The organism is Pseudomonas sp. dw_358 (genome assembly GCF_018449655.1).
In the GTDB taxonomy this organism is placed as follows: Bacteria; Pseudomonadota; Gammaproteobacteria; order Pseudomonadales; family Pseudomonadaceae; genus Aquipseudomonas.
The window spans coordinates 47246-60060 of sequence record NZ_JAAVUX010000011.1 but is presented as its reverse complement, the minus strand read 5'-3'; the positions used below and the strand labels follow the sequence as shown (position 1 = coordinate 60060).

At 51.9% G+C, this 12815-nt stretch carries 9 protein-coding genes, 2 pseudogenes and 1 riboswitch; of the genes and pseudogenes, 5 read left to right on the top strand and 6 right to left on the bottom strand.

The features are described 5' to 3' along the window. Positions 1 to 343: 343 nt before the first annotated feature. The 3 genes from HB675_RS25965 to HB675_RS16815 all read right to left on the bottom strand — a co-directional run bounded on the left by HB675_RS25965 (position 344) and on the right by HB675_RS16815 (position 3695). Positions 344 to 1249 (bottom strand): hypothetical protein, encoded by a 906-nt coding sequence (locus HB675_RS25965; RefSeq protein WP_256737588.1) that lies wholly within the window; start codon positions 1247 to 1249, stop codon positions 344 to 346. Next, positions 1234 to 2364: a type IV toxin-antitoxin system AbiEi family antitoxin gene (locus tag HB675_RS16820; protein ID WP_213879517.1), complete on the bottom strand. Its 1131-nt coding sequence runs from the start codon at positions 2362 to 2364 to the stop codon at positions 1234 to 1236. Before HB675_RS16820 ends, HB675_RS25965 begins: the two co-directional genes overlap by 16 nt. 410 nt (positions 2365 to 2774) lie before the next feature. Further along, entirely contained in the window at positions 2775 to 3695 is a 921-nt protein-coding gene (locus HB675_RS16815; RefSeq protein WP_213879516.1) for a LysR family transcriptional regulator, read from the bottom strand. A 110-nt stretch (positions 3696 to 3805) separates the two neighbouring features. Here HB675_RS16815 and HB675_RS16810 point away from each other — a divergent pair, with 110 nt between their 5' ends. Beyond that, entirely contained in the window at positions 3806 to 4978 is a 1173-nt protein-coding gene (locus HB675_RS16810; protein ID WP_090361400.1) for a TDT family transporter, read from the top strand. Positions 4979 to 5133: 155 nt separating this feature from the next. On the opposite strand, the gene HB675_RS16805 is transcribed toward HB675_RS16810, so the two are convergent. Beyond that, the gene (locus HB675_RS16805) at positions 5134 to 6462 is read right to left on the bottom strand and encodes a voltage-gated chloride channel family protein (protein ID WP_213879514.1); all 1329 of its coding nucleotides are present in this window, start codon (positions 6460 to 6462) and stop codon (positions 5134 to 5136) included. An 80-nt stretch (positions 6463 to 6542) separates the two neighbouring features. Then, positions 6543 to 6615: riboswitch (Fluoride riboswitch) on the bottom strand. A 412-nt stretch (positions 6616 to 7027) separates the two neighbouring features. Here HB675_RS16805 and HB675_RS25755 point away from each other — a divergent pair. Both HB675_RS25755 and HB675_RS16800 read left to right on the top strand, forming a co-directional pair. Beyond that, positions 7028 to 7141 (top strand): annotated as a pseudogene (locus HB675_RS25755) (transposase domain-containing protein); the annotation flags it as partial. After that, a pseudogene (locus HB675_RS16800) lies at positions 7124 to 7777 on the top strand (amidase family protein); the annotation flags it as partial. The pseudogenes HB675_RS25755 and HB675_RS16800, both read left to right, overlap by 18 nt. Positions 7778 to 8178: 401 nt before the next feature. On the opposite strand, the gene HB675_RS16795 reads toward HB675_RS16800, so the two are convergent. After that, on the bottom strand, positions 8179 to 8736 hold the full coding sequence (locus tag HB675_RS16795; RefSeq protein WP_213879512.1) for a recombinase family protein: 558 nt from the start codon (positions 8734 to 8736) through the stop codon (positions 8179 to 8181). 268 nt (positions 8737 to 9004) lie between these two features. Here HB675_RS16795 and HB675_RS16790 point away from each other — a divergent pair, with 268 nt between their 5' ends. Continuing rightward, on the top strand, positions 9005 to 10141 hold the full coding sequence (locus tag HB675_RS16790) for an HNH endonuclease signature motif containing protein (RefSeq protein ID WP_213879510.1): 1137 nt from the start codon (positions 9005 to 9007) through the stop codon (positions 10139 to 10141). 104 nt (positions 10142 to 10245) lie between these two features. On the opposite strand, the gene HB675_RS16785 is transcribed toward HB675_RS16790, so the two are convergent. Further along, positions 10246 to 11988 carry a P-loop NTPase fold protein gene (locus tag HB675_RS16785; protein ID WP_213879508.1) on the bottom strand — a complete coding sequence of 581 codons (1743 nt, stop codon included), beginning with the start codon at positions 11986 to 11988 and terminating at the stop codon, positions 10246 to 10248. A 167-nt stretch (positions 11989 to 12155) separates the two neighbouring features. On the opposite strand from HB675_RS16785, the gene HB675_RS16780 reads away from it, so the two are divergent. Then, the gene (locus tag HB675_RS16780) at positions 12156 to 12791 is read left to right on the top strand and encodes a hypothetical protein (RefSeq protein WP_213879506.1); all 636 of its coding nucleotides are present in this window, start codon (positions 12156 to 12158) and stop codon (positions 12789 to 12791) included. The last annotated feature ends 24 nt before the right edge of the window (positions 12792 to 12815 follow it).

Genomic DNA, 12815 nt, shown 5'->3' with positions numbered 1-12815 from the left:
CCAGACAGGTGGTGGCAGTCTGAAAGCCTGAAGCATGGTTGACCAGCCCCAAACCCCCACAAAACGCGGTGCGACTAGGAGCAGCGCGAGCGCTGAAGAATCCAGTGGCTGTAGGTCGGTTAGACAGAGGAGCCGATGCGGTCGAAGCCGAGCTTGGCTGCCAGCGAAAGTAGTCCGCATCTTTGCTCACCTGGTAGATGATTATTGTGCCTTCAGCAGCCTTCATACCCCTGGCCTCTTCCGCGTAGCGGTATCTAGCGTTGAATCCGCGCCCCGGAACCTGCGATCTGGAAGAGCTGAGGAACGCGGGGCTACCCTAGTGCCCTGTGCCATTTGGAGCAGCTTATGAGGCTCTTGCCCGTTGCGTCTCAATCTCGGCCAGCAAATGTTGAATCAACCCAGCGGCAAAGCGCTGCCGCCCCACAAGCTCATCCTCATCCTCGGCACCGTAAAAACGCGCGTAGGCGACTGCTCCAACCTTCTCGAAGCCCTCACTATGCTGGTCATCTCCGAAGCGCCTTGCTAGCGCCGCCAGGCCGTCCTCTACCGCCTCTGGGTGCAGACCTGAACGAATACGCTCAACGAATAGTGTTGCGACTTCCTCGACTGAGCCTGAATATCTGATCACGTGAATCAGGTCAGCAGCGTCTTTCCTCTCCTGACGCTGATCCAGAGCCAGTGCCTTCAAGATTACGAACGCCGGTACATCAGCAAATCGCACAACATCTACTGACACTCCATCACCATCCAGGAGTTCGGCAGATATCTCCTTCTCCTGATACCAGTCGTGGACGATTCGCGCGTGCTTGATTGTCAGTGCCGATACCCGTTCTCCGTCGACGCTGATGGACCTACCTGGCGCCTCATCACCTGCGTCTCGAAGAAGCTCAACAACGACTTCGATATGTTCGCTCACCCGACGACGCCAACGCCACGATGCTGCTCGTCCCTCTTCGACCCAGCGGGTGAAGCCGCGAGCATTTAGCTGTTCCGCGAGGCTGGCGTATTCATTGCCAGCAGCCAGTACCTCGAGATTTAACACTATGTCTACATCAGAGGTGCCTGCATGCATCGGAACGTCTGGAGGAGTCGCAGGAGTGAGGTAGCGAGGAACAAGACCTCCGACAAGTCTCAGGGTCTCCTTCAGATTCCCGAAGGCGCTCAGCAGCGTGAGCAGCGTCCTCTCGCATGCCGAGGTAACATCCTGATCGTATCCATCCGCTGTACGAGGCTTCAGTCCCGTTGCCATAATGACTCCAAATGCTCTCTGATATGTTCCGCTAGTTCTTTGTTGCGGCCTCGGCCATCCAGCAAATCCAAATACAGGATGTACGCGCTTGCCAAAAATGCTGGATGGCCCGCATGCCTGTTGCGATACAGCAAGCTTGCAGGTTCTCGCTCGATGAGTGTGACGTTTGCCCCCTTGGTGACTGGCTTCAGTCCTACCATGTCAGCCATCTTCTCTGCATAGCCTTTAGGCACAATTAGTTCCACACCATCAGTGCTGGTCAGCAGCGGAGCTATGACATTAGCAGCAGAAGCTCCAGTAAACGCCCACGGAAAGTCGGCTCGGGCGCGATCTATGCGATCTGCTAAGTGAGCCAGCATGTGCTTAGGGTTTTCAACGAAGGTGTACCACCTCGTTCGCTTCTCTTTGCGCTCTTGCCATTGCTCAGCCCAAGCATCTAGAAGTTTTTCAGGACGAATGAGCATTCTGCGCTTACTAGGTCCTCCCCCACTTGACTCCACCCATTCACGCAACGTCAGTTCCTGCAAAACGACAGAGCAGGTATACGGAGAGGTCTGGGCCTGCTCCGCCAGCTCCGCGCCTGTCAGCCAAGCGTTTGCGTGCATCAGAAGGGCATGGACTACGCTCCCCCGTGCGTCGGTGAAAAGATCTACGCTGTGTGAGTAATTCTTTAGGCGTCTAGAGGGCTTATTGATGCTGATAAGCCAAGTCTCATGCTTCAGGTGAAGACTGCCCCCCAGATCGAAGAAAGCTATGTTCTCGGCTTTCAGTTCATCCCTAGCTCCAGGGCTTAACGAACCAGCAGCAATCATCCCAATAGCATCATGTGAGTGGTCTTGGTAACGCATGTATTTATTTAGCGCCCAAACGCCTTCCCTAATGTCTCGGGGGTAGACGTGTCTTTTGACTTCGACGTATACCACCAGAGTCTTGTATGGGGTTCGGATTTCAATCAGTCCGTCTGGCTCGGAGTCAGCAGCAGAGGCAAATGGCATACCCGCTACACGTCGCACGGTCGCATCATGCCCGAAGGCTTCTCCGAGAATCCTCGTCAGCTCCTCTAGGACAAGGTTCTCGAATTCGGCCCCACCCGCTTGTTGATGATAGTGATCCATTTACATTAGCCTCATGTGCCTTCTTAGCTGCACAGCAAAAGTTGCCATTCCAGCTAACCTTAGCCAAAATCCTATCATTAGCTGTGCAGCTAATAAACTACTTTAGGCTAAGGTTAAGGCACCCAGCTTGCCGTAGGTAGCACGCCCAAGGCGTGAAATGCGCCAGCAGGGCAGTACTACAATCGAGGGTAGCCTACGGCTATCATCGCCATACTCGCCACTGATTAGCCTAAGGGGGCTTAGACTTCAGTGCTCATCGAAACCACCCTGGGTGGTACGAATGACCTACAGCCTGAGTGGACGTGGCCTTCACGATTCCAGGGCGCGATTGGGGACACCTAGAGGAGTTCTGGCAGCATTCGGAGGTGCTTCGCTCTACTCGGTTCGTCCAAGGTAAGCGTTCAGCAAACTCACACTGAATTGGATGTGATTTCGAGCCTTTCAGCCCCACTCACCTCAAAGTCTTCCACAGTCCGTAAGAAGACTTCGAGAGATCGAGAAATAAATTTTTCGCGGTGATGCACGATGTGGAGCTGTCGTTTATGAGGCGGCAGGTCATGGTTCAACAACCTTAGCTTACCTTCCGCGATTGCATCGCTCACTACCCAGTAAGACAAACAGCTGATTCCGATGCCGGAAACGACCATTCGCTTAATGGCTTCGGAGCTACCGATCCGGCGAGCGTCGCTCCAGTCGCCCAGGTAGGGAAGTAGCCATTGAAGCACCTCATCAGCAGTTCCTGAGCCGTCCTCGCGCATCAGCCAGGTAGCGGCATTGAGGTCGTCTGAAGTGACCTTTTCCTGAGCGGCAAGGGGATGATTTGAGGCTGCGATGATCGCTAGTTCGTCCTCAAACCATGGACGAATCGTCAGCTCGGGTTGGCGGCACGGCCCCTCAATCAGGCCGATATCAATCGAAAGCTGTGCGGCTTGCTTGGCGATATCTGCACTGTTGCCCATGATGACATCGACTTGAATGCCCGGCGCTCGCGCAGCCAAACGTTCGATCAGCAGGGGCATGATGTAATTGCCAATTGTAGTGCTGCAACCGATCCTCATCCGAGCCGTCGTGTCCTTTTGAAAACCTTCTTCAATTTGTGCCGCCGCTTCCAGCAGCCGGATGGCCTGAGGTAGAAGCGTTTGCCCGTTGTCATTCAGCACTAGGCGTCTGCCGACCCGATCAAATAACTGGGTGCCCAGCGCGCTTTCCAACTCCTGGAGGGCAGCGCTCGTAGCTGACTGAGACAAAGCCAGTGACAGACTCGCCCGGGTCGTCGAGCCCAGCTGAGCGATGCCTCGAAAAATGTCGAGCTGGCGGAGAGTCAGCTTCACGAACTTACCTATTAATTGGGTATGACATAGAGAAATTACCCGTTTTCCAAGATAAATTCACCCCGCTATTCTGTAGGCACTGCTCCGATGAAGTACGCCGTGGAGGCACCATGCGAGACATCAGCTTGTCAAAAGTAATGCAAGGAGGGCAGCCGCTGTCGGCGCTCTCAAATCCAAGGGAAGCGATCCGGCAGTTCACCCCGAACTGGTTCGCCGCCACGATGGGTACAGGCATCCTGGCCCTGGCGTTAGGGCAGCTTCCAGGAGATATCGCGCTGCTGTCATACGCGGGAAAAGCACTTTGGCTGTTCAACATTGTGCTTTTCAGTGCCTTTACGCTTATGTACGCGGCACGTTGGGTTTTCTTTTTCAACGAAGCCAAGCAGATCTTCGGTCATTCAACCGTCTCTATGTTTTTCGGCACGATCCCGATGGGGCTGGCAACCATCATCAACGGCTTGATGCAGTATGGCGTACCGACCTGGGGTGATGCCCTAATACCATTAGCCCATGGCCTGTGGTGGCTAGATGTCGCCATGGCACTGGCATGCGGTGTTCTCATTCCATTCATGATGTTCACGCGGCAAGAGCACAGCATCGACCAGATGACTGCTGTGTGGTTACTTCCCGTTGTCGCTGCGGAAGTCGCTGCCGCCAGTGGTGGGGTGATCGCTCCACATTTAGCCGACGCGAGCGCGCAGTTCAATATGCTGATTACCAGCTACGTGCTGTGGGCCTATTCCGTCCCTGTAGCCTTGAGCATTCTGGTGATCCTGGTGCTACGCCTGGCGCTTCATAAATTGCCTCACGAGAACATGGCTGCATCATCGTGGTTATCGCTGGGGCCTATTGGAACAGGAGCGCTGGGCATGCTGGTCATCGGCGGCGACGCCCCTGCCATCTTTGCCGCTCACGGCATGGCTAATGTTGGAGCCGTGGCAGCAGGGATTGGCCTGATCGCTGGCATTTTGTTCTGGGGCCTTGGCTTGTGGTGGATGCTCTTGGCACTGCTTATCACTGCTCGATATGCGAAAGGTGGTATTCCGTTCAACCTGGGCTGGTGGGGCTTCACATTTCCTTTAGGCGTCTACGCCGTGACCACCCTGAAATTAGGCGTGATCTTGGACTTGGCATTTTTTGACGTTCTGGGTGTGATTTTGGTGTTGATGTTGGCGGTAATGTGGTTGGTGGTGGCGGCGAAGACCACCATAGGTGCTTACCGAGGAAATCTGTTCGTATCCCCCTGCATTGCTTCTCTCAAGGCAAAGCAGGCCCAGCGTTAATTCAAATCATGTAGCCTCCTCGATGCCCGCGACAGCGTCGCAACGATAGCCTTGGCTGCGTTGGGATTTGTACACACTGAAAGCAGGCTCGGGTGTAACATTTCGAACAGGCCCAGGTGACCGCCTGTTACTTCATGAATCGGGGTCTGACTTGCTCATTTTGGTTCGTCCTCCTCGACTTTTTTCGGGGCGCTCACGGCGTTGCGCTGAGAGTGAAATTTATTGATGTCCGAAAGACGGATATCAGCCGGTAGGGCATGGCGGTGTTTGCTGTGGCCCACGCGCTGGGCGTGATAGATCCCGGTATGGCCGGACACCAGATAACTGGCGATACAGGCAATCGCGGCAAGTGGGGCAATCTCTGGGCCGAACAGCTCCATGGCCATGACGATGGTCGCCAGTGGTGTGTTGGCGGCGCCGGCGAAGACTGCGACGAAGCCGATACCGGCGAGCATCGAGAATGGGAGGTGTAGCAGCGGCGCAAGCGCGTTGCCCAGCGTCGCGCCGATGTAGAACAGCGGCGTGACCTCGCCCCCTTTGAAGCCTGTGCCGAGTGATGCGACGGTAAACGCGAGTTTGCCGAACCAATCCCATGGCGCAACGGGGGCTGCAAAGGACTGGACGATGCTCGGAATGCCTAGGCCGACGTACTGATAGGCATCCAGTGCCCACACCGCCGTGGCCACCACTATCCCGCCGAGAACAGGGCGCAAAGGCGAATAGGGAATCAGCTTTTTTATCCACGCCCCGAGGGTATGGGTGGCGGTGGCGAACAGCAGCCCCGCGAGTCCGAACACGATGCCTGCTACAACCACTGCCACCACTGTCCAGAACTGCACGGGCGCGATCTCGCCGATGACGTAGTGGGTGTGCACGACGCCCCAGAGCAGCCCGACTTGATCGGCGACGATGGCGGCGACCATGCATGGGAACAACGCGTCGTAGCGCATGCGGCCAATGGCGAGCACTTCAAGGCCGAACAATGCTCCCGCCAGCGGGGTGCCGAAGACCGAAGCGAAGCCTGCGCTGATGCCTGCCATGAGCATGATTCGGCGATCTTCGGGGCGCAGTCGGAACAGGTGGGTTATCTGATCGGCCAGAGCACCGCCCATTTGCACGGCGGTGCCTTCGCGTCCGACCGATGCGCCAAATAGATGCGAGATTAGCGTACCCGCAAGCACCAGAGGCACCATGCGCAGCGGCACGGTTTGCTTCGGGTCGTGAATCTCGTCGATCAGCAGGTTGTTTCCCGCATCTACCGGCTTGCCAATCAGGTGGTAAACCAGCCCTACAGCAAAGCCTGCCAGCGGCAGCAGCCAGATGGCCCAGCGGTGGGTCTCGCGCCATTGAGTGGCGTGATCGAGGGAGAACAGAAATAGCGCGGATGCTGATCCCGCCAAAAGTGCCACGGCGCTGGCAAGTACCAGCCATTTCCCGATGTAGGGAAGCAGGACGAGTTGTTCAGGTTTTCTGAGTTTTGACATGAGGTCGGCCACACAAAGGAAAGTGAGCCTGACCAAAAAGGGATTTTTCGCGCGAACGCCTACAGCCCTGTATTGATCAGGTGTCTGTAGGCATCATCAGCTGCTACGGGCGCAGCGGTTGGTAAGTGGAGGAATGCCATCTCCAGGGCCCGAATATAGCGATCTCTCCCGGAGATGTAAACTTGGTCATCAGGTACGCTTGGCTATTTGGTGACGCGACAGCTTGTCGCGGAAATACATCCGCCGAATTTTTCCCATCATTTTTCCATGCTGATCACTTGGTGTTCTCCTGCTCGGAAAGTGAGCAGAAGCAGTTGAACACCTGGGTCAGTTCTCAGTCGGCAGAACAGCCTTTAATGGGTCAGTTTTCGGTCAGCGGCAACAACAGTGACCTCAAATCGGCTACGCCGAAGAGTGCCAGTGGAGTGCATGCCGGAACGCTTAAGTACTACCGATAGCCCGATAAATTGTCGACCGGTGTACCCCAAATAGACTGCTCAGACACGGGCCGCCCGCCATCGATTAGCTCACGTGCATGAGCGATCTGAGAAGGGCTTAGGGACGGCTAGTCGAGACTGCCAACGGCGAAGAACCTTATGCGTGGCCGCGCCACGCTTCGGAACGCCTGCCGGCGGCCTCATCAGTTGAAGACTACGAAGCGCTGCCGTGGAACACCGCTGTCAACGAACTGGTCCTGCTCGAGGCCCATCAACTCGCCGAGAAAATCCGCCAGCGCGAGGTTTCCTGCCGCGAAGTGATGCAGGTCTACCTGGCACACATCGAGCGCTTCAACCCGCAGGTCAACGCGCTGGTCAACCTGCAACCCAGCGACGGGCTGCTGGCCCAGGCCGAGGCACGCGACCTCGACCACGGCCTCTACCGTGGCTGGATGCATGGCTTGCCCCACGCGGTCAAAGATCTGTCGCTGACCCAAGGCATTGCCACTACGCTGGGCTCGCCGCTGTACCGCGACTTCATCCCCGAGCGCGACGGCATCATGGTCGAGCGCCTGAAAACAGCCGGCGCCATCATCATCGGCAAAAGCAACACGCCTGAATTCGGCCTCGGTTCACAAACCTACAACACCCTGTTCGGCGCCACCGCCTGCGCCTACGACCCCAGCAAAACCGCCGGCGGCAGCAGTGGCGGCGCGGCGGCTGCACTGGCCCTGCATCTGGTACCGGTGGCCGACGGCAGCGACATGATGGGCTCGCTGCGCAACCCGGCGGCCTTCAACAACGTCTTTGGCTTTCGCCCCTCCCAGGGGCGCGTTCCGTTCGACGACAACGCCGACCTGTTCATCGTCCAGATGGGCTGTCGTCAAGCCTGTGAGCGCTTAACGTTGATAGGCGACATGCTGTCGCTGCCACCGTCCGTTGCGCCAGCCGAAGGTGCAATGGGGGACCATATTCAGTTTGCGCTGAAACATGAAGGCATCAACCTCACCGTCCTGGCTCAAGCACTGCGCAGGATTCCCGCGAACGAGGTGCTTGCCGTATGGAAGGCGCAATGGATGCAGGTCAGGTGCAGTTAACAGGCTCCTTAAAGTTGAAAATACGAATCGATGAGCTAACCGGCCCCCTGAGTATCGGTTACTACTCGCAGATGCAAAGCCGCCACGTCGAATGTGCGTCGATAAATACATCAAACGGACACAGTGACCTTTAATCGGCTTCGCCGAAGGATGCCAGCGGAGATCGGGACGGGACGGGACGGTTAAATACTCCCAATAGCCCGATAAATTGTTGACCGGTGTACCCCGAACAGGCTGCATATCTCAGACACGGGCCGCCCGCCATCGCTTAGCTCACGCGCATGAGCGATCTGAGAAGGGCTGAGGGACGGCTTGGGTCCAAACTTAACTCCGCGTGCTCTTGCGGCTTCGCGTCCAGCAGCAGTCCGTTCGACGATCAGAGAGCGCTCAAAGTCGGCTATCCCGGCAAACACTGTAAGAATCATTCTGCCCGCTGGCGTGGTTGTGTCAGCCCAAGGCTCCGCGAGCGACCTTAACCCGACTCCCTTTACTCGTAGCAATTCAGCGATCTGTAGCAGGTCAGAGGTAGAACGCGCTAGCCGATCTAGTCGAGTCACAACCAGGACGTCATCACGCCTGAGATGATCGAGCAGGCGGTTGAGTTCTGGACGCTCACGCTTAGCTCCACTGATCTTTTCTTCAAAGATCCTCGCACAGCCTTGGTCGATCAACAGAGATTGTTGCTGCTCAAGGCTTTGGCCTAGGGTGGAAACTCTGGCGTAGCCAATTTGATGTGTCATAGATTGACCTGTCGCAGGTTATATCTCAAGTGTAACATAATATGCGACAGACTTACGCGACAAGGTATGAGGTCACTTTCCGTAAGCGACCATACTGTCGCATAACTTAGGAAATATGCGACACGGTAGATCACCGAGTGAGGTGTACCACTCGACACCTACTCTTGAATCGGAGACGATACGTTCATCATCAGTAGTCAGTGCTAGTGCAACGGGCAGCATCAGAATTAAAGGAAACTCACCAATTAGATAAATCAAGGACGGAAATATGCGTGCAGCACCTTACCAGAACTTAGTGAAGTATGGGGTACCTAGTAACCTAGCTGATAAAAGCATAGCAGCCGGCCTTACAGTAACCAATATACGTGCAACAAGCCAAAAAACAATCGTGGGCAAATATGGTATGTCGAAGGATGAAGCCATCTTTCTTAAAAAAGCTGTAATGAGACAACCCATTGATTCTGATACAGTGCAGACCCTACTAGAAAGAAGTAATTTTAGATGTTGTGTGTGCAAAGGCGATCAAAGCGCTGGCTTCGTAATCCATCACATCGTCGAGTATGAAAAAACACAAGATAACGACTACGACAACCTTATTGTTCTTTGCCCAAACGATCACGACAGAGCACACCAAGGGGGCCTAAGTCTAACGATCAGTGAAAGCAACCTAAGGCAAGCGAAAGAAAAATGGGAACAGCAGGTAGAGATAGTAAATGCTCAGCGAGCCGCCAGGAGTATACTGATAAGAGATGACGCGATAGATTATATAAACGTAAATAGAATTGAAGAACTATGCGTTCGATTATTCGGAGAAATCCCTCAGACTACAATGACGAGCAGCTTGCAAAATTTAAAAATTCTTGATAGCAGAGGATCGTTCAATCAGAAATACGTTGAAACCAATATATCTGGAGGGCAATATTTGTTCGATTATGTATCAAGCCATGAAGCAGAGCATTACAGGCAACTAATGACAATAATTGCAACTAAGATAGACTTCGCAGACTTAGATCCCGCACTTCCCAAAACAAAAAAGCTAAAATCCCTGGAAGGCTATTATGTCTATTTTACCGGAGGAGTCAGTGCAAAAGGACCAATACTCCCTTTTTCACATGCAACGCCCCCAATAACTATGCGCTACTCGAAACGGAAGAAGAAGATTGAGTGGCACCTCGAACCTAAATACCTGATGTCCATATCTGCGATAGCCCGAATTGGTGGAACCAACCGATATACTATTTATTGCCTTATTCGGTCAGTCAGCAAACAAGAGAACGGGGAGATACTTATCACAGCAAGCCCTTTGTTGATCGCGCAACCAATGAAATATATTGACAAGACTCCCATCATAGCATACGCGCGTCGAGATGGCCCTAATTGGATACGCATAGGCGACAAAGATTAGCGCAAAATTGACAGGGCGTATTTGCCATGTGCAATGATATACAACTCACAGAACTCGAAATTTTAGCCTCTAAACCAATCACTCCCCCCCCAAGTACTAGAAACTTAGTGATTTACGGAAAGTTTTTCATCATACATCTGCCGATACTCCATGAACTTATTCATCCTCAAAGCCATAAGTGGAGATTCATCGTGAATCCGCAGCAACGCAGTAAAAGCCCTGATGAATACAATCTTATAGTAATCCACAGATGCAGGCAGCCCTGTGCGCGAGCCTAAAAAGAGCAATGACTCTGCGTAGCTTACAAATTTTAGAGGACTTAACGATTTGAAATAATCATAAAATTCATCGTCCGTGAAATCACTCAATAGTTCCAGAACTTCACCAGTGACAGGCCTTCCGTGAAACTGCTCTACCAACTCTGCGAGCGTCCAAATTTTATTTGACTCACCAAAATATTCGTCCAGTCTCTGAACAACATAGGAGTTTTGAGGGAGTTTGTACATCTCACGCCGGTGAGTAATTGGGCGGCTTTTTCTAATCACTTCAAAATAGTCGTCTACGAGCGTTTTACCGCGCTCCTCAAATCCAGCAGCGATAAAAATCTCTAGAACACCATCAATTTCATATGGGCTGGTAATATCTCCGGAATCGCGGACCGCTGTCTCAAAAATCAACAAAAGCGCCTCATCAGAAATCGTAATATCATGATGGAAAGTGTGCCATGCACTAATAATTTTTTGCCGCAGCCTATTCTTTGCGACAGTGACTGAAATGGAATCAATAAGCGGCGACAGTGAATCTGAGTCGGCATAGCCATTTTTGACTAGCTTGACAATTTCGAACGTAAACTCATCTGCCTCACCATATCCATAGCCATGCAGAAACGCCTGCTTAGCCAGCTTTTTTTCCTCCGCAACCTTTTGTTCGGGAGTCAGGTCTTTCTGTTCAGCCGGATGCAACGAAAAACCACCTTTATAATTTTCCAAATCATCAATATCGACCGATTTTTCACTACCAGAATATTTGGCATAGATAGCCAACGGAACTAGCATTGTTGCCGCATCCAAAATCTCATTGGGCTTACCATCTACAAAAGGCCTAATAAGGTCTGAAAAATATTTAACTTTCCTAAGCAACCGTATATTATTTATCTTTAGCTTTTTACTATTCTCCACGACCTTGAAATAGTAAGGATCTTCATAATCAAACACAATACTCGCTGCTTCATCCAATGTAGGTGCATAGTTAACCTCATAATCAAAGACCTTCTCACTAAAAGTAAAAAACTCATCATCTTTCTGTAAAGAACCATCATTCAAAATCAAAATAACTGAGCATTTTTTTTCTTCAATCATATTCGATATCAAACCTAAAACGTCTCGAGCAGTCAACGATGCACCACGACGTTCAAAATCGTCTATACAAACCAACGTCTGACTAATCATTGAATATTGTATTGACTCAACAACACCAGCAATACTCCCTGCAAAAGGAATTTTGGCTTCCTTCGTGTATCCAAGCCCCTTTCGGGCAGCAGCCATTGCATCACTAAAGTCTAACTTTACGAGATTAGCAATTATAGAATCCTTGGACGTAACGTCGTTCGCCTTAACACACGGAACAGTATTTTCAAAAATGGATATTTTTAAATCCGTTAATGAATTTACACCAAACAGAGATACATAGGAGTAGCTAGGTTGCACAAAGGCTGTACGATTCGCTTTGATTACCTGATTCCACAGAAATGTTTTACCCGTTCCCCACTCACCTTTGAGAACTATGGCGCTACCTGTTTTATGTACGGAAAAATCATAGAGCGCTTTTTTTACCTGAGCTACTGACATTTAGGCCTCAAAGGGATTCAGTACAATTCGTAAAGCGTAGCATAAAATTCAGTAGACAAATTTATATCGATAAGAATATGCTAACGGCCACAGTCTTATACAGGTCACCCGAGAAGGGCCTGCGTTGGAAAAAATTTACATCATAAACTTAATAGACTTACAGAAAATTGAAGACTCTGACAGATTTACCAAAAGCAATTTTTTCTACACTACAGTCCCACTACCGGAGTGCTGTACATGCTGCTGAAAACAGCTACCATATGGGCGCAGCCGATGAAGATTCATTAACGGGTGCTCTGGGCCAAGCGATGGCCATGCCCGGCGAGCATTTTTTTGACTACGGGGGAAATAGGGCATCGGTAAAAATAGGATATATGAAGCTTAGAGGCCGGGGGCCTAACGCTCCAGAAAAATCATTTGGCTCTGATGGCATATTTCAGATTGAGGTATTGGACCATTCCGGCAACTCTTTATTTATGAAAGGGCTCGCGTTTCAAGCAAAAAATAACTGGACATATAAGCTATCACAACTAGCGGATCAGGCTGCCCTGATGGAACAGCATACGCCCGGAGGCATAGTTATAGACTTTAGGGCATCAGGGTACGGCGCGTGTCTTGCTAGCATCGCCAAGGAGGCACAGGGTAGGAGACCAGTGGATATGCGCGATCTTGGCGACCTGTTAGCCACTGACTTCCTTAACTGTACACTCGGCACGCCAAATTTATGGTTTAATAATGGCAGACGTCAGTTTGAGAAACGAAGCACCAATCTACATATAATTACTACGACTGTTAAACTATAGCCGAGGTTGTTATGATTTTTTAGA